This window comes from Bradyrhizobium sp. NDS-1, assembly GCF_032918005.1.
Classification (GTDB): Bacteria; Pseudomonadota; Alphaproteobacteria; order Rhizobiales; family Xanthobacteraceae; genus Bradyrhizobium; species Bradyrhizobium tunisiense.
In genome coordinates this window covers 2,348,170-2,366,543 of record NZ_CP136628.1, presented here as the reverse complement: position 1 = coordinate 2,366,543, position 18,374 = coordinate 2,348,170, and the positions used below count along the sequence as shown (strand labels likewise).

11 protein-coding genes are annotated in these 18,374 nt (G+C 57.8%); 5 read left to right on the top strand and 6 right to left on the bottom strand.

The window, feature by feature from the left end; genetic code table 11:
• Positions 1–825 precede the first annotated feature (825 nt).
• Entirely contained in the window at positions 826–2,346 is a 1,521-nt protein-coding gene (locus tag RX330_RS11170; RefSeq protein WP_317243033.1) for a porin, read from the bottom strand.
• A 470-nt stretch (positions 2,347–2,816) separates the two neighbouring features.
• On the opposite strand from RX330_RS11170, the gene RX330_RS11165 reads away from it, so the two are divergent.
• Positions 2,817–3,299: a MarR family winged helix-turn-helix transcriptional regulator gene (locus RX330_RS11165; RefSeq protein WP_317243032.1), complete on the top strand. Its 483-nt coding sequence runs from the start codon at positions 2,817–2,819 to the stop codon at positions 3,297–3,299.
• Between the two features lie 427 nt (positions 3,300–3,726).
• On the opposite strand, the gene RX330_RS11160 is transcribed toward RX330_RS11165, so the two are convergent.
• Positions 3,727–4,302 carry a hypothetical protein gene (locus RX330_RS11160; RefSeq protein ID WP_317243031.1) on the bottom strand — a complete coding sequence of 192 codons (576 nt, stop codon included), beginning with the start codon at positions 4,300–4,302 and terminating at the stop codon, positions 3,727–3,729.
• 903 nt (positions 4,303–5,205) lie between these two features.
• Here RX330_RS11160 and RX330_RS11155 point away from each other — a divergent pair.
• Positions 5,206–5,952, top strand: coding sequence for a hypothetical protein (locus RX330_RS11155; protein WP_317243030.1), 747 nt, complete (start codon positions 5,206–5,208; stop codon positions 5,950–5,952).
• A 1,100-nt stretch (positions 5,953–7,052) separates the two neighbouring features.
• Here RX330_RS11155 and RX330_RS11150 read toward each other — a convergent pair.
• Positions 7,053–8,453, bottom strand: a complete 1,401-nt coding sequence (locus tag RX330_RS11150) for an aminotransferase (RefSeq protein ID WP_317243029.1) — start codon at positions 8,451–8,453, stop codon at positions 7,053–7,055.
• Between the two features lie 10 nt (positions 8,454–8,463).
• Positions 8,464–9,939 carry an NAD-dependent succinate-semialdehyde dehydrogenase gene (locus RX330_RS11145; protein ID WP_317243891.1) on the bottom strand — a complete coding sequence of 492 codons (1,476 nt, stop codon included), beginning with the start codon at positions 9,937–9,939 and terminating at the stop codon, positions 8,464–8,466.
• Between the two features lie 191 nt (positions 9,940–10,130).
• Between RX330_RS11145 and RX330_RS11140 the strand changes: the two genes are divergently transcribed.
• Positions 10,131–10,607 carry an Lrp/AsnC family transcriptional regulator gene (locus RX330_RS11140; RefSeq protein WP_231144083.1) on the top strand — a complete coding sequence of 159 codons (477 nt, stop codon included), beginning with the start codon at positions 10,131–10,133 and terminating at the stop codon, positions 10,605–10,607.
• Between the two features lie 654 nt (positions 10,608–11,261).
• A complete protein-coding gene (locus RX330_RS11135) occupies positions 11,262–12,941 on the top strand; it encodes an MFS transporter (protein ID WP_317243028.1) in 1,680 nt (559 codons plus the stop codon).
• A 759-nt stretch (positions 12,942–13,700) separates the two neighbouring features.
• Here the strand turns inward: RX330_RS11135 and ald are convergent.
• Positions 13,701–14,813 (bottom strand): alanine dehydrogenase, encoded by a 1,113-nt coding sequence (gene ald / locus RX330_RS11130; protein ID WP_317243027.1) that lies wholly within the window; start codon positions 14,811–14,813, stop codon positions 13,701–13,703.
• A 225-nt stretch (positions 14,814–15,038) separates the two neighbouring features.
• On the opposite strand from ald, the gene RX330_RS11125 reads away from it, so the two are divergent.
• Positions 15,039–16,436, top strand: coding sequence for an IS1380 family transposase (locus RX330_RS11125; RefSeq protein ID WP_317243026.1), 1,398 nt, complete (start codon positions 15,039–15,041; stop codon positions 16,434–16,436).
• Positions 16,437–16,973: 537 nt separating this feature from the next.
• Here the strand turns inward: RX330_RS11125 and RX330_RS11120 are convergent.
• Complete coding sequence (locus RX330_RS11120; protein WP_317243025.1) at positions 16,974–18,365, bottom strand: amidase; 1,392 nt, start codon at positions 18,363–18,365, stop codon at positions 16,974–16,976.
• Between the last annotated feature and the right edge of the window lie 9 nt (positions 18,366–18,374).

Sequence of the window (18,374 nt, the reverse complement as noted above, 5' to 3'; positions counted from 1 at the left end):
GGCATGAGGCGCTGGCTGCGAATCGAGTGACTCATTAGTTCCTCACCTGCCTTTGGCCTCGCGACACTCGTCGGCGAAGGGTTTTTCTTTGTCGCAATTATTAGCGGTCCCTCCAGCTGGATTTCTCCAATATCACGCTTGGAATGGCCGAAATTCTGCGCATTACCCAACAATGCGAAGCTTTTAACGTCTTCCACTAGCTCAGCCGGAGTGATCAAGGCGCGACAGCAACAGGCTCGCGTTGCATTGCCCCAACGTACAGGTTCATGCGTTTGCGCGGTGCCACGCGGCGACTTGCGGTCGCCGGAAGTGAAGCGTTTGCAGGTGTCCTCCTGTATCCGGAGCGGTCCGCGTCGGTGCTCGCCAGCGTAAGGTCAACGCAATCGTGACGCAAAGTCCGGCACGTCTAACCGAACGAACTCCTAGAATTAAGGTGCGCGCCGCCCGCGCCTGCGAGGAGCTTGTGGTGCTCCGAATGTTGCGCATTGATCGCTTTCAGTAGGTGTTGCCATTCTCGCAATCGCACAAGCCCTTTGCGGACCGACGGAGCCCGCTATCGCTAGCGCGGCTCTCGTCGTAGCATTCCTGTGCATTCGGATCAGGCATGGTCCGGCAGTTGTCAGCAAAGATGACACCGTCGGTGGCCGATCGTAGGGTCTTCCATAATGCGCGCCGGGCACCGCTCTACGGCACACCGAATGGTTGCCCAGCTTGCACGCATCCATTAAAAAAGCCTCCGGCGGGCATGCCGGAGGCCTTATTGGAGGTTTAAACTAAGGTTTACAGAGTCGTTGCGTTTTCTCCTTCGCTAGTTTGACAGGAAACTCACCAATTACGCTGTGCTCGAAGCAGCAACGTCAGGGTGTTCTGGTCTTTCAGCTCGTACACGGTAGCGGGCTTGGCGATACCGGACTGGAGTGGGAGGGCGACTGTGCTTCCGCTCGCAAACTTCTGGTCCAACATCGTGTAAGAGAGGTCGGCCGTGAAGGTCAGGTTCTTGACCGGCGTCCATCGCGTGACCAGACCAACCACACCGTAGTTGAAATCAGGATTACATCCAGCACGTCCGCTTGAGAGTGCAAGGGTCGTAACGAAGGCACCGCAGATGTAACCCTTCGCTGTGTCATTATACCTCACAGCACCCAACCCGCCGTAGACACTGGAATTCCAGTTAGGATTCCAGTTGTGCGTGTAGCCGCCCTGGAAACCGTATGTAGTGGTCAGCTCTTGGCCAGAGCCAGTGACAAACACCGAGTCAGATACACCCGCGACGCCGAGACTCTGGTAAGCGCCTGGAAGGCCAGTGCCGCCATACATCGCGAAGCTGGTCGACATGTACTGCTGGAAGTTGTATCGGCTCGCACCGTTCGTATACACGCCGGACAAGTTGACCGTGTCACCCGGACCGGTAGGAATGTTTTTGATCGACAATGCGAGCTGACCGGCCCAGCCCCACTTGTCGTTCGGGTGACCGGACGTTTCGTCGGCGCCATAGTAGGCGGCGTGATTGTCGTGCGCCGCGGCCGACGCCTGAATGAGACCCCAAGCCTGGTCAACTCGAAGCATCGCAACAAGATCGGGAGAGCGCGAACCACCGATGTCGTTGGCGCCGAACACCCCGCTTGCAAGACCTGCCGCGGTTGCGCCACTCACGTTCCAAATACTCGTTGTAGACTGGGCGACCTGATCCTCAGCAGACAAAGAGGCCGAGATTCCTTGACCGAAATCAAAAGTATACGCGAACTGATTCACAGGATTCCAGCCGCCAGCGCCTGGCAGGCCATCGAAGCTGTTGGCCGGATAATTGGTCCACGGCGAGGAGAACTGCGACTGCGCCTTACCGATTGTAAAGCCAGCGAATTGGATGAAAGCGTAGTAAACGCCGATGCTTCCAGCAGCGATCTGAGCTGCAATCGACGTTGAATAGGACGTTGCACCATTGGTAGCGGTTGTGCCCGCTCCGGAATAGCCACCGGCGGTCCAAGTTTGCACACCCTCGAAAAAGGTACGAACCACGCCGTATTCAGTCGCGGTGCGTGTGTCGACGTTCAAGTCAAAACGGGCCTGAGAAGTATAATAATTCCGGAGCCGATTTTGCGCGCCCGCTACGCCGCTGTCAGAAGGAACAATGATCCCGTTCGTGCCCAACCCCAGCGAGGCACGCATATAACCACCGAGCTTGATGCAGGTGTCAGTGCCAGGGATATAATAGAACCCCGCTCCATAAAGTGAGCAGATCTTCACATACTCGATGGGCTTCGCCTTAACCGGCAGATCGGCTGCTTGAGCTCCTGCGCCGGCGAACATTGCCGCAGAACCGAGAATAAGACCCTTCGTCAATTTCATAGTCGACCTCCGTTGGAAACGTCGTTTCCGTCCTTCAAAATCCGCCGGCGTTAGCCTGGCCCGACGGACAGGGGTGCTGGACGGAACGACCTTCGAGGCGCCCCCTCGCTGTCGAGCTCTGTCTAACACCCCACTCAATTATTTCCATGAATTAATTTCTATCATTACTATTCGGTGGGATTGTGTTGCGATCAGGCAACATCTGGCGACCTGGGGTCAGCCAACATGCAGATTTTGCCCCGGATTGGCATCTCCTGGGGCTTTTCTTGGAGGTTTTGACCATGACCGTCGGAGTGTCCCGACGAACTAGAGATCATGGTGCATTAAAATAATTATACATTACAATTACTTTTTTACATGGCCCCTATGTACTATCGCGGGGTTCTTCAGGCTACTTAAGACGGGTAGGTACCGTTCACGACGCCTTGGGGCGCGGCCGCCACCACCAGCGAAAAGGTTGAACAACAAAAATGGCTGAAGCCGAACAATCCGATAAGGCCGTAAGGGACTTCATCTGGAACATCGTGGAGATCCACTCACAGCTCGAAGAGATCCATAAGAGCTGGGCTAAAATGCTCGGAATCACTGAAGCGCAGTGGTTGATCCTGATGGCTATTAACGAGCTCGATGATGGGAGCGGTGTTTCTGGAACTGCAGTTGCAAACAAACTGGGCTTTCATCCGCCGTTTGTTACCAGTCAGACGAAAAGATTAGAGACCATGGAGTTTCTGGCCCGCCCGACATCGCCCGACGACGCACGATTCATACAGATGTCTCTCACGGAAACGGCGCGAGCGGAGATCGCAAAGCTGTCGATTAAGAGAAAGGCCCTCAACGCCACGATACTTGAAGGGGTGGACCAAACGACCATTGACTATCTCAACAAGCGGCTGGCCTTGCTCGCTAAGAATAGCCGCTTGGCATCTCAGAAGCTGAGTATTGGCGTCTTGTAGGCCGCGAGTCGATCGCCATAAGAATTAAGCCTCCCGCGACGTGATACCAGGTACCTGTTGGTAAAACTGCCGGATTTTCTAGGATTGGTCATTGACGTGATGCGGATCTCGCCGCCGCGCTCGCCTATGACATTCGGAAGGCTGGCGTTGTAGAGCCGGACCAATGCAGTGATGAACCTCGGCACATCCTTGACAGCGATGCAAGCTTGATATTCCCGCCTCTATCAGCATCTGTCCTGAGTTACCAAAGTAATTGGCCGCGAGCTGCTGAATTCCCGATCCAATCGGTGAATTGATATTACAAAGCGTGGCACTACGGCATTGATGGCGATCTCATTCATCGCAAGGTTTGCGCTCGCGAGCAAGTCATGTGTCGCTTCCACAATTCCACTACATGATGACGATCGGCATCGACTGTTCAATGGACCTAAGCTTGTATAGGCCGCTGCGAACTGTTCGCGAGCTTGCGATCCAGCCATCGGAAGACGCAGTCGTCAGAACTTGGGAAGTTTTCGATCTCGCGTAGCGGGAAGGCGCTCATCCGCGGCATCGTCACTTCGAGGTCGACCTGCGCGCCCTCGCAATCATTTTGAAGTCTGATCGCCTCCGACACGCTGACGACGCTGCGCCCACCGGCGACCACGAGAACCGGGCATTTCAAATGCCACACCATTTCCCTGCGACGCGTACAAACCGAGTGGTTGTCGGATCCAGCAGTTCTCGTCATCCAGCCAATCGATGCGAGTAGCCGAGTCCGATTCCAAAGCCCTCCGTCACAAACCGCTGCAGCAACACGGGAATCTGACCGCGCAAAATCAGTAGCTAAAACAGCGGACAGCCCCTCACCGTAGACGCCAACACGGGCAGCATCGACCTTGGGCTGAACCGACAAGAAATCCATGCAGCTAGATAAGAATAGGTTCGACAAATCGCGGGCATGATTTGAGACGTCATCATGAGAAACAACGAGGATCGAAATTCCTCGTCCGACCACGAGAGGCAAGAGCCTTCCAAGCAACGTCTCCGCCCTCTCTTCCTCTCTGCTGACGCAAATAACTGCGGGGGCGCAGAATTCGCGATCACCGGGAGGCACGTAGTATGCCGAGATTTCGGATTGATCCCACCGTGCGATTTGCACCCGCTCTATATTCTGCTCTAGCGCTGATCCGAGCCGTTGAACTCCACCCTCGATCTTCGCTGAAATCTGCTTAGCGTCTGGATCGCCTTCATCAATTAGTCGTCTAGCAACTTCGAACGCGGTTAGAGCACAGAGCCAGGCTTCCCTAGCCTGATCTGTCGCTCCTTTTTCGGCATTTAGATCGCCGTGAAGCGACTGAGCATCTCCGAGTTTTGACCATCTTGTACCCCAGTGCTGCCAATGACTGGGATTCTGCACGTCATCGAATTGCAGACCGTCCAGGAAAGCTGCGGCATCGCACCGTGTGGACGCCAAATCGCCTAGGACAACAGGCCATGTAGCGCAATCCATCTGGTGTCCCCTCGCTATACCCTCACCTATCGCTCGCGGATACTGAACAAGTCTCAGCCGCTCGAGTAGCGATCCAGAAGGAGAGTCTGCCGAAAGAAAGCTGGCCTTAGACTCGGACTTCCAAACATACGATATGTGCTACCTGGAGGTGAAATTCCCCAATGTGAGCATTCGCGCGTTCGAAATCCTGCAACTTACAGACAAAATGCGTAGGTTTTATTTGTAAGTCGGCCACTCAGCCCTCAGCGGGCAATCCACCATGGGCTTCGATTCAAGTGGCAGGATGATAGCTTTGCGATGCGAGCTGTCGAACCTTGAGGCGCAGCACTCAAGAGCAAAATAGGTATCCGGTCCCGCGCACAAAACAGTTCCGCTCTTCAATGTTGGCGCAGAATTTCTCGACTTAGATCGGTTAATATGGAGAATACCAACCTCGATTCTAGGTATCTTTCCCCCATGGCATCGCATAGCGGACGGTCGATTGGAATTCTCAACCTGGAGCGAGGAGTGCCGGCCGGCGCCGCGCCGCCACCGCCGCGCCCGGGCTCTTTATTGAATCCGTCTACCTTCAACTTTCCGATTATTGCAGAAACTGTCACAGGAGCTTGGGTTGAGAACGTCGTCCGCGGCGATCCGGGGCTTGAGCCGGCTTACGTCGCCGCGGCTCGGCGGTTGGTTGAGCGCGGGGCCGTAGCGATAAGCTCCACCTGCGGGTTCTCGATCAGACACCAGCAAGCAGTAGCCGCGTCTGTGGATGTACCGGTAGCAATGTCGAGCTTGCTCCTTTTGCCGACGTTGCTCCGTCAAGTCCCCCCGGCCGCCAAGATCGGTGTATTAACGTACGATTCGACGCATTGTGGCGAAGAGTTGCTCGGCGTCGATGATCCAGGCGAGCGGGCGAGGATTGTCATCGGCGGGATTGAAGGCGGTAAGTTCTGGCACGACGAGTTGAAGCGTCCACCGCCGCCGATCGATGTCACGTCAATCGAGACTGATGTTGGTGCACGGATCGAAAGTCTTCGCGACGCCTATCCTGAAATCGCGACCATCTTGTTCGAGTGCGCTGCATTCCCGATGGTAGCGGCAGCGATCCGCCGTAGGGTCAAGTTACCCGTCTACGATATCACCGATCTCTGCCGTCTGATGATCGCATCGGTTTCTTGAACGCCTTTATTACACGGGACGACCGCTCACTGAATCTTGGCGAACAAAAGCACCGCTGTTTATCTTTAGTGAGGGTTTCAGCCCGCCTTTTCTTGAGGCCAGTCTTTCCCTGCCGTTCCAAACCGGATCGGATACTCACTTCAGGTTTCCTCAGTCGCTTTTCGGATGTACCCGAAAGCAAGCTCCTCACGGATCTAATGATGTATGTCGTTCCGCCTGCAAGATGGGGCGTTTAATTCGCGATCTTCGTCAATTAGCTAAGTGACTGCTTTGTCCTCACAGAACCGGGCATCCGGCTTTCCCGCACCCGGCGGACTTCGCCTTGCGGCTGCCCAGATGCATGCCGATAGACGTCAGAGCCATTCCAATCGCACGCGCTCACTCGGCGCGGAAATAGACCCATTAATACGCGCGAAGCACAGGCGGCCCTCGCCCTCGATCGTCGCATTCCGCGTCAAGACGATTAAGAGAGGGCTGTCGCCCCGGGCGAGCCCATTCAGTTCGTGACATTGAGCGCCGCGATTTGTCACAGGCTGCTCGAACCCAAGCTGTGACGCCGCGCTGCACCCCGGCTGGTCTGAAGCCATTCGAAAGCGCGGCGAACCATATCAGGTTGGTGAAGCGCACACACCGTCAAATTCCTGATGATTTGTGAACCTTGCCGGAAAAGACCTTCGGTCAATCGAATGTGGCCTGGAGACGATTGCAGCCGAGGTGAAGATCACTCGCCGGAATCGACCCTCATTAGCAGCTGCGTCGGATCGAACGAATAAAAGCGAGCCGTCCGCGTGGGTGACGAGCTTATCATGTCCCCCTCTCGCTAAGTCACCAGGAATTCGCTGCAAAAATGACGATCACATCGACTTTTCGAAGTGCAGCAGATGCGATCGCGAAGAGACGGTGGTCAGCGAATGCGATGGGGCCGGTGCGTTGATATGTTGGCGCGACGCTTAACGCGCTACGCCGCGCAGGCGCTTATGCTCCTTGCTGCAGTTATTGACCAGTTTTGCGTCTTGGGCTGCGCTTCCGTGCTCATGTCTGACGCCTGGCGCCAGTAGTAAGATCCCGACGACGCTCATGCAGCACATGCTGCCCACTTTTCAAGACAAACCCGATTCCTTTGTAAGTTCGTCCATTATTTGCTTGGTCGCCTGATATGCAAGATCGACTATTTCATCGATCTCTGCCTCGGACACAACGAGCGGTGGGGCAAAACCAAGTATGTCTCCGTGCGGCATCGCTCGCGCGATAAGTCCTCGATCACGGGCAGCCTTTGAAATGCGAGCACCTACTTTTAGCTCCGGATCAAATCTCCGTTTGGTCTGACGATCCGCGACGAATTCCACAGCGCCTAGCAAGCCTACGCCTCTGACTTCACCAACGATCTCGAGCTGCGCAAACCGCTCCTTAAGCCGTCTCTGCAAGTGCGCGCCGACGGTCTTGGCTCGGTCGCTTAGCGCCTCTTTCTCTACAATGTCGAGCACTGCATTTGCAGCTGCGGCCGCAATTGGATGGCCGGAATACGTATATCCATGCGAGAAAGCTCCAACGCGATCGGCTCCTTCTTCCATGACCTTGTACACTTTCTCACCGACGATGGCGGCAGAGAGTGGTACGTATCCGGAGGTCAGCCCCTTGGCCACAGTCACCAGATCTGGCTCGATCCCGTAGAGTGTGCTGCCGAAGTCGGCACCGGTTCGACCGAATCCACAGATGACCTCGTCAGCGATCAGAAGAATGTCGTAGCGACTGAGCACAGTTTGGATTTCTTGCCAGTACCCAGCAGGAGGCGGCGTAATACCGCCCGTGCCGAGCACCGGCTCTGCGATGAAGCCGCCGACTGTCTCTGGACCCTCTCGCAAGATTAGTTGTTCAAGCTCCGCTGCACGCCGGCGAGAAAAGGCCTCTTCCGTCTCGCCCGGCTCAGCACCCCAATAATGATGCGGCGTTCCCGTGTGCAGAATACCAGGGAAAGGAAGATCCATGTGATCGTGGTAAAATGACATGCCGGTCATCGAACCAGAAATAACCGAGCAACCATGGTAACCTCGCTCGCGCGAGATAATCTTCTTCTTCCTGGGCTGACCGCGTAGATTGTTGTAGTACCAGACCAGCTTTGCTTGCGTTTCGTTAGCGTCCGATCCGGACAGCCCATAGAACACCTTGCTTGGCTTGCCCGGTGCCATCCGCACGAGACGATCCGAAAGAGTTGCCAACTCTTCCGTCGTGTGCGCCGCATACGTGTGGTAGTAAGCCAATTGATATGCCTGCCGCGCAATAGCTTCTGCGACTTCCGTCCGACCGTAACCGATGTTGACGCAGTACAGCCCCGCAAAGCCGTCGATGTAGTTTCGACCCTCGGCGTCGTTTATGCGAATACCGTTGCCGCCCGTAACGATCGTGGGATCACCCATCTTGCCGCTCGCGAAGTCCTTGAGCTGAGTGAAAGGATGCAGAACACTGGAGCGATCTCGTTCAGCGATGGCCTTGATATCAATCATGTCACTTCTCCTAACCTGCCAGATCGCCGAAACAGACGTACTTGAGTTCCATGAATTCGGCTAAGCCGTGTCGCGAGCCTTCTCGACCAAGGCCAGATTGCTTCCATCCGCCGAACGGAATAGGTGGCCCTGTGAATGAGGCTGTGTTGATGCCGACCATACCGCACTCGAGCCGCTCAGAAGCCCGAAGCGCCCGACGCAAGCTGTCGGTGTAGACGTACCCGGCTAAGCCCATTTCGCTGGCGTTGGCTCTAGCGATGACCTCTTCTTCGGTGTCAAACGGAAGGACTGCTGCGATTGGGCCAAATGTTTCCTCAGAAGCAATAAGCATATTCTCGGAAACTTCAGTGAGCAGTGTCGGAGGAACGAAGTTGGGGCCGGCAGTGGCGCCCTGATGGGCCAACACAATGGTGGCTCCCTTTTTCACCGCATCATCGACTTGGGCCCTGCACTTGTTAGCAACAGATAGCTTGGTCATAGGCCCGATATCTGTTGTCGGGTCCAGTCCATGACCGACTCGCAGTCGAGCCATTTCTGCAGCAAACGCTTCGACAAAGGCCCTATAGATTCCCTTTTGAACGTAGATGCGGTTCGCTGCCAGGCAGTCCTGCCCTGACGTCGCGAATTTAGCGGCCATCGCCCCCTCGACCGCCTTCTCGAGGTCCACGTCATCAAAGATGATAAACGGGGCATGCCCGCCTAATTCCATGGAGACCTTCTTCACCGTGTCCGCCGCCCCTTGAAGGAGATGGCGGCCAACCTCTGTAGAACCTGTGAACGACAGGGCCCGCACTCTCGCGTCGTGCAATAGAGGCGTCGACAGTTCGATCGGGTTACCTACCAGGACTTGAAACACGCCGGCAGGGAGTCCGGCCTGTTCGGCCAACCGGGCAATAGCGAGCGCAGAGAGCGGTGTCTCCGGAGCAGGCTTTACAATGATGGGGCAGCCAGCGGCGAGCGCGGCCCCGGCCTTTCGCGTAATCATCGCGACAGGGAAATTCCAAGGCGTAATCGCAGCCGCAACACCGATTGGCTGCATTCGGACGTGAAGGAGACTGCCCGGCTTGTGACTTGGGATGGTCTCTCCGTACGCACGTTCTCCTTCGGCTGCGAACCACTCAAGAAATCCTGCACCGTACCGGATTTCATGATGCGATTCCGCGAGGGGCTTACCCTGCTCGCTCGTGACGATGACAGCGAGTTCTTCAGCATGCTTGAGTATTAAGGACGCCCAAGACCGAAGGATCGCCCCCCGTTGCGCAGGCAACAATCCCCGCCAAGCCGAGAAAGACCTGTCAGCCGCTGCGATCGCGGCATTCATGTCAGCCGCGCTGCAACGCGCAACGTCTGCGATCTGTTCGCCGGTCGCCGGATCGACGACGACGTCTCTTCGGTGGCCCGGAATCCACCGCCCGTCCAGCAGCGCGGCCCCTGCCACAAAATCCTTGCGCAAAGTCTGCAGGCGCTCCTTAGCAAGACCGACCAACTCGCGATTTTCCTGCCGAAGAGTTTGAAGGGCCATTTGCGGGTCCGACACCGTCATTGTTGAAATTTGTTGTGCATTCAGGATACTGGTAACCTCAACAGATTTGCGGCGCATTTCCTCGATGCGCTAACGATTTCCTGCAACGGACATGCGTTCGGAGACGGAATGCACCTGAGGGCTGGAGCTTCAACATGCGATACGACCGGATAGACGCGCGCATCCTCGAGATTGTGCAGAAGAACAACCGTTTGACGTCGGAGGTCATCGGCGAGATGGCTGGGCTTTCTGCTACCGCGTGCCAACGGAGGCTAAAGCGACTTCGCTCTGAAGGGATCATCGAGGCCGATGTCTCTATCGTCTCGGCGAGGGCGGTCGGACGACCGATCCAGATGCTTGTCCTAGTGAGCCTGGAGCGCGAGCGTTCAGACATCATCGACAGGTTCAAGAAAGCTATCAAGTCGTCAGCTGAAGTGGTCAACGGCTTCTACGTGACCGGCGATGCTGACTTTGTTCTCTACCTTACAGCCCGTAGCATGGAGGAGTATGAGCAGTTCACTCGACGGTTCTTCTATGAGAACCCCGACATCAAGGGTTTCAAGACGATGGTTATAATGGACCGGGTAAAAACCGGTTTCGCCGTTCCGATCGAGATGCCGGACGAAGACTGAGCTGCCCTCGCATCGTTCCATGCCTCGCATTTTTTCCTCACGCATTCGCATACAATGCCCAAAAACCCCAACGGTGATCCGCTAGTTTCTGCGCCTGCCAAGGTCTTGGCTGAAGTGTTCTTCAGCTTTCAGACGAGACTGCAGCTATACCGATAAGGCGTTTCAAGCGCTGGCTTGATACGTCTGCTCTGGCGAGACGATGCAGACTGAAAGAACGCGGTGGAGATTTCATTACGGTACGGTAGACGAGCTAGTGTGGCTTCGCTCGAACGTCCCGCTCTTCTGCCCTCGTGTTCGATCATCACAGCATGCGACATCGAGATCGCTGAGATCAGAATATCTCCAAGCTGACGCTAAGAGCTGGGCGGGGAGTCTGGCGGAACTCTGCGAGCTGGAACTCTGCGAGCTTTCCACAACCTCAAACAAATTGACATGGCGACTGGCCTGGTGCTTGTCCCGTTTGCAACGAGTCGGTGGGTCTTGCGCGCAATGTCCCAAGGACCGGGTTTCCAAGCGATCTCAGGGCCGTCTTGTCGCGTCGAAGCTTGTTGTATTTGAGCTGCCCATATTAGGTCAGTCGTTGCCAGCGCCAAATGTATCTGAGCTTAGAACGGCCCTCATCCGACCAGCCCCCGGACGCGCAGCAGGCACGAGATGACTGATTCGCGGAACTCGCGCATCTTCCGCGCCGATGGGATCACCGCACCGCTCCAGCATGTCACGTTTCGGCGCATCTGGATTGCGAGCGTACTCGCCAATCTCGGCGCTCTAATCCGGAGCGTTGGAGCAGCTTGGGCGATGACGCAGATGACCTCGTCGGCAGACAAAGTGGCGCTGGTGCAGACTGCTCTATTGCTACCAGTCATGCTGATATCGGTGCCTGCCGGCGCGATCGCCGATATGTACGACCGTCGCGTGGTAACCCTCATCTCAGTTGCGATTTCGTTCGCTGGCGCGACCGCGCTGACGACGCTGGCGTGGGTCGGCCTAGTCACGCCGAACATGTTGCTGGCCCTGTGTTTCGTTGTCGGCAGCGGAATGGCACTGATGGATCCAGCCTGGCAGTCCTCGGTCAGTGAGCAAGTTCCTCTAAAAACGCTCCCCGCGGCCATCGCGCTGAACAGTATTAGTTACAATATTGCTCGCAGCGTGGGCCCTGCGATCGGCGGTATCCTCGTTGCCACCGCTGGCGCGGCGGCTTCGTTCGCGGTCAATGCGCTGCTGTATCTGCCGCTGATGTTGGCACTATTTCTGTGGAAGCGCATCCCTGAACCCGCGCATCTGCCGCCCGAGACGCTGAATCGCGCTATCGTTACCGGGATCCGCTACATCGTTAACTCGCCCTCTATCAAGGTCGTGCTCGGTCGCTCCATGGTGACGGGCGTAATCGGCGGAGGGATCGTCGCGCTTATGCCTCTCGTCGCTCGCGATTTGCTGCGAGGTGGCGCACAGACTTATGGGACCATGCTCAGTGCCTTTGGTCTAGGCGCTGTGATCGGCGCGCTCAATATTACGCAGGTGCGTAAACGCCTGAGCGGCGAAGCGGCAATCCGTGCCTGTGCGCTTTCGATGGGTGGCGCGATCACCGCCGTAGCGCTGAGCCGCGAGCCGATATTAACGGCCATTGCGCTGTTCCTCGCGGGAGCTGTGTGGATGATCGCATGGGCGTTGTTCAATATTGGGGTCCAGCTATCGGCGCCGCGCTGGGTCGCGGGGCGCGCGCTTGCAGCCTATCAGGCGGCAGGATCGGGTGGGATTGCTGTTGGCAGTTGGGTGTGGGGCTCTCTGGCTGACGCCACTGGTGTGCAGACCACCCTTCTGATGTCGGCCGGTCTAATGTTAGCCTCCCCGCTCTTGGGGTTCTGGCTACGCATGCCACGCGTTAGTACTCGTGAGGAAGATGCCGAGATGTTGGCCGATCCCGAGGTGCGTGTTGCACTTTCCGCACGCAGTGGGCCGCTTGTAGTCGAAATCGAATATCGTATCGCGTCGGAGGATGCGCGCGCATTTCACAATGTGATGCAGGATGTACAGCTATTTCGCCAGCGCAGCGGTGCTTATGGGTGGTCCATCGCGCGCGACGTCGCCGATCCCGAGCTTTGGACCGAGCGCTATCACTGCCCGACGTGGCTTGATTATCTGCGGCAGCGCAATCGCTCGACTAAGTCAGAGCGTGCCCTGGATGAAACGGCGGCGGCTTTCCACATTGGTCCTCAGCCCATGCGGGTTCGCCGCATGCTCGAGCGTCCGTTCGGATCGGTGCGCCGGAGGGAAGATGAACGTGAACGGGCCGCGAAGGACGTCATGCCGCGCTCAGGGACTGCTTGGAGCTGAGAGGCAAGGCATGCCTGGGCCCAACGCAGACAAGCCGCATGACAGCGCCGCATTTGCGCAAAGGCGCCCGTAGCTAGACGCCTGCATCCGGATCTGATGTCCAGTGTGAGTTCAGTTGGCGCCACTGGTCCAGATAGTTACGACTGTTCATTGGAGCGGCTGCGCAACTTCGCTTGATCCGCGTGCCTCAAAAGGATCTCCTTACCGTCGGCAACTCGGTCGTTGCGCTTGACGAATTTCGGTCTGGCGAGCTCGGAGGTCGAGCAGGGAACAAATTGCGCTCGAACCGTATGATCACTGACCAGCAGCATCCATTCGTTGTCGGTAGAGCCGGGCGCTGCCGGCTGTTATGTCGCCTGAGATCGCCGAAGTTGTGGCTCTGGATGACAGGGCGGTTTGCTCAATCTGGCGGATGATCTCTCTTCCCTTCCGGCCTAGCGTTCTTGACGGGCTTGTTGCGCTTGCAAAGCTAGTTTTTCTGCCGTGCCCCGGCATCGGTCGGGTAAAGAGGCCGAAGGCTCGCCGGTCGTTTCGGTGCCTGCAGCCCCTGATCACCTTCGTGCCGCGGCCGCCGAGCGTTTGCGTCGACGAAAGCCCGCGAGCACACGCGTGAGGTCAACGAGTTGATGACTAAACGTTGCAAGGCGACAACGGATGATTCCGGAGCTCACGATTGACGGCTTGACAAAAAAGGGGCCACCCCCGAAGGAGTGGCCCGCCAAGTCAGGGAGGAAATGCCCCCATGGGAGGCCTCGGGGATCAGGCCGGAGCCTGATCGATCGGTGAGTATGGCAGGCCTAGACTCTCGGCCACGGCCTTATAAGTTAGACGGCCACGATAGACATTGACGCCCGCTCGCAGATGCTGGTTCTCGAGCACGGCTGCAAATCCCTTGTTGGCGAGAGCCAGTCCAAAGGGCAGCGTGGCGTTAGTCAGAGCCTGGCTCGAGGTGAGGGGGACAGCCCCGGGCATATTCGCGACGCAGTAGTGTATGACCCCATCAACCTCATAGGTTGGATCGGCGTGAGTGGTTGGACGAGATGTTTCGAAGCACCCGCCCTGATCGATCGCGACATCAACGATCACGGAGCCCTTTCGCATCGAGCTCAACATGCTGCGGCTAACCAGCTTCGGCGCGCTCGCTCCGGGAACGAGCACGGCCCCGATCACGACGTCCGCAGCAAAGACCTCTTCCTCAACGGCATCTATGGTCGAGAACCTGGTACGAGCCCGCCCTTCGAACAGTTCATCAAGTTCACGAAGCCGGGGAATCGACCTATCAAGGATTGTAACCTCGGCTCCCAAGCCAACCGCCATTCGAGCTGCGTGCGTGCCGACAACACCGCCTCCGATCACCACGATGCGCGCCGCCTGAACACCAGGCACACCGCCGATCAACAGCCCGCGACCGCCTGCATACCGCTTCAGCGCCGCACCGGCTGCCTCAATCGAAAGCCTACCTGCAACCTCGCTCATGGGCGCAAGCAATGGAAGTCCGCCATATGCATCAGTGACCGTTTCGTAGGCAATCGCGGTACATCCAGATTTCAAGAGGCCCTTCGCTTGCTCAGGGTCCGGCGCCAAATGGAGATACGTGAACAGAATCTGATTCTCTCGCAGCTGGGTCCATTCGGAAGGCTGGGGCTCCTTGACCTTCACGATCAATTCGCTCGACCCAAATACCTCGCGAGCGGAGCCAAGGATTGTTGCACCAGCCTTGCGATAGGTTTCGTCTGTCGCACCAATGCCAGCCCCTGCATTCGTCTCAACCGCTACGCTATGACCGGCGGCAACATACTCGCGGACGGCTCCAGGCGTCAGACCCACGCGATATTCGTGTGTCTTGATTTCCTTGGGAACACCGACCTTCATTTGCAATCTCCTCGTTTGGAAACTCTTTGTAGTCGGAACAGCCGTACTAACCTGCAGCGGACATCACGAAGTGGCGCAGAAATTCAGCGATTTTTTGGACGTTAGTGCAGGAATCCAGAGGACCGGGCTAGCCCGCATTTCTCACAGTGTTGAGGCGCATCGGGGCGCGAATCAGCGAAAGTTCTTTTGCGAGAAGGACTTTGCGGTGATTCAAGGAATGCCCCGATGCTGACAGAGTGTAGCGCAGAACGGTTTGATTTTGGAGTGGTAGAAGGCCGCATCGTGGACGCGGCTTTTGATGGTGGCCTGGTGACGTCGGATGCTGGCGCGCTGCTTCTGGGCGCGTCCGATCGGGCGATCGATCTGGTGGGGCGCTTTGCAGATTGCTTTCGCGATCATCGCCGCCCGGACTTGATCGAGCACGCAGTCGGAACGTTGGTCGGACAGCGGGTCTTTGGCATCGCACTTGGCTACGAAGACCTCAACGATCACGACGAGTTGCGGCACGACCCGCTGATGGCGGTGCTGGCGGGCAAGCTTGTTGCTCGGCGCGAGGACTGCGCACCGGTGGCCGGCAAGTCGACGCTGAACCGGCTGGAACTGGGCCGGGAGGAACCTTCGCGCTATCACAAGATCGCCTACGACGCGGCGGCGATCGAGGCGTTGCCGGTGACGCTGTTCCTGGAGGCGCACAAGCGACCGCCGCCGCAGATCATCCTCGATCTCGACGCCACCGACGATCCTCTGCACGGGCATCAGGAGGGGCGCTTCTTCCACGGCTATTACGACTGCTACTGCTATCTGCCGCTGTACGTGTTCTGCGGCCGGCATCTGCTGGCGGCCAAGCTGCGGCGCGCCGACATCGACGCCAGTGCGGGCAGCGTCGCGGAGGTTGCGCGGATTGTGCGGCAAATCCGCGCCCACTGGCCGTTCGTGCGCATCGTGCTGCGCGCCGACAGTGGCTTTGCGCGCGAGGCGCTGATGGCGTGGTGTGAGCAAAACCGCGTGGATTATCTGTTCGGGCTCGCCCGCAACACGCGCCTGGTCGCCATGATCGAAGAGGAGCTCGCCGCGGCGAGAGCCACGGCCGAGACGATCGGCCGCCCGGCACGCCGCTTCAAGGACTTCCAATGGAGTACGCGCGACACCTGGAGCCAGGAGCGCCGCGTCGTCGCCAAGGCGGAGTGGACGCAAGGCGAGGCCAATCCGCGCTTCGTCGTCACTTCGCTCAAGCGCAGCGAGGCGGACGCGCGGCAGCTCTATGAGGACATCTATTGCGCCCGCGGCGAGATGGAGAACCGCATCAAGGAGTGCCAGCTCGACCTCTACGCCGACCGGACCTCGGCCGCCACCATGCGCGCCAACCAACTGCGGCTGTGGTTCGCCTCGATGGCCTATGTGCTGATCTGTGCCTTGCGCCGCATCGGCCTTGCCGAAACCACCTTTGCGGACGCCACCTGCGGCACCATCCGCCTCAAGCTCCTCAAAATCGGCGCGCTGGTGCGCATCAGCGTGCGCCGCATCAGGATCGCCATGGCCTCGGCCTGTCCAGCCGCCCAGGAATGGGGACACGTGGCTCGCCGCCTGGCCGAAGCCGCCAAGGCTCGCGCCTCGCCGGCCTGACATGCGACGCTGCGACGCGCCCAATCGGCGGCATCACCAACAGGCCCAACGGAGACGCTCAAAACCAGATCGCAAGCCGCGCCTTCAGCGCCACGGCCCTCGTCGCCTCCGCCAGATCCTCCCATCCTCCGTCGCTGAGCAATCGGTCGTGTGAGAAATGCGGGCTAGGTGAGCCTCACGCCTCTCAAAATCGGCCTGTGCCGCCGATGGAGAATCATTTGCAGTCAGTAGGAATCACTGCGCAACAACGCTTGTGCATCGAATCAATAGTTGCGCGCCGCAACCGTCTGTCGCCCAGCATGGCTGGCTTAAACCCATGGTCTTCTTAGTCCCGGGTTTCGGTCGGTTTGAAATGAGCGTGACTAGAGGGTCGGCCTCATCCGATCTCGACGGGCTGGGCGCAGGCTCTCCAAGCGCAGGCGCCGTTTCGCACTTCTTACCGCGAACTGGATGTATGGTCCATCAACTCCGGCAGCTCGCGCCTCGCGAACCGTCCACCGTGTTCTCGCCTGCTCAGCCGCCTAAGAGTATTGGAGCTTATACGGGCCGCTCGTGAATGGTCTGGCTTATCCATCGAGCAATTCCCGCTAGACCGTCGTCTGTATGCTGCTGCCCTATGACCTGAACCCCGACGGGAAGCTCATGGATAGCAAGGAGCGGCATTGTGATGGTTGGAGCACCAAGCACAGAGGTGACGGCATTGTAGTTTGGCAAGCCGGTCGTGTGTATGACACCGGAATCAACGCCCTTATTGTTCAAAGTTGGCGCGGGGCCGACGGAAGACGGAGAAATAATGGCATCGGCGATGTTCGAGATTGCGTGGTGGGCTGCTCTTGCCGCGTCACGTTTTGAGAGTACCAGACGGTAGTCATCGAGCGTCATCTTGCGTGCGATATCGAGACGCGACCTAAGGCTTTCGCTCAACCCTCCACCAAACTGTTCGAGAAGGTTCTCAAGTGACCAACGCATTTCGTATGCGCAAATGTCCCGGCTTATCGCCAGACTTTCGCTAATTGCCTGCTCAAACGCCTCCACGAGTGGGTGATCTGTTCTGCCGATAATCTCGACGCCGGCGCGGTGGAGATCCGACAGAAGACTATCGAATGCTCCCTTAGTGGCTTCATCCAGCTCTGGCGCTCCTTCCGCTTCCATCACAACGAGCCTCGCTGGGCGCGCCGCGGCGTGGAGCACTGTTCCGCCGTACAGGCCCGGAAAACCGGGGTCTCCTCCCGACCTCTTGGCGACTTCTATCGAAACTTGCCACATGTCCTGAAGATCGCCGGCATGAATGCCTATATGGCTCTGGCTGAAACCCAGCCGCTCCCCGCGATTAAGAGCGCCGAGAGTGGGCTTAATCGCGTAGTTCGCACAAAAGCTCGCCGGCCTGATCACTGAGCCAACGACCTGTGTTCCGATCGCCGCAGGAACCATGCGGGCACCGACCACCGCTGCGGATCCGCTGGATGATCCCCCTGGGGTACGAAGCGGATCAAACGGGTTGGTGGTCGGTCCGGGGTGAGACATACCGAGCTCGGTTGTAACCGTCTTTCCGAGGACAATGGCGCCGGCTCCCCTGAGTGCTTGCACGCAAGCAGAATCCTGTTTGGTGTAATTGCCTTCGAATAGGGGCGAGCCCATGCGAGTAGGCATGTCTTTCGTCATCAGCATGTCTTTTATGCCGACTGGCATACCATCGATGTTCGATAGCTCACGTCCGGCCTGATACCGGTTCGTCGAGGCATCGGCAGCGGATCTCGCCGCGGGGATGTTCATCTCGACCCAGGCCCGGACAACCGGTTCGCGGGTCTCGATGGTTTCAAGACATCTCTCGAGGTATTTGCGGGGGTTGTCCGTACCGTCCTTAAAGGCCGGCACCGCATCGTGGAATGTGAGAGGCCGAAAGTCAGCGGGGCTATATTGGGCGGACAACGGATTATC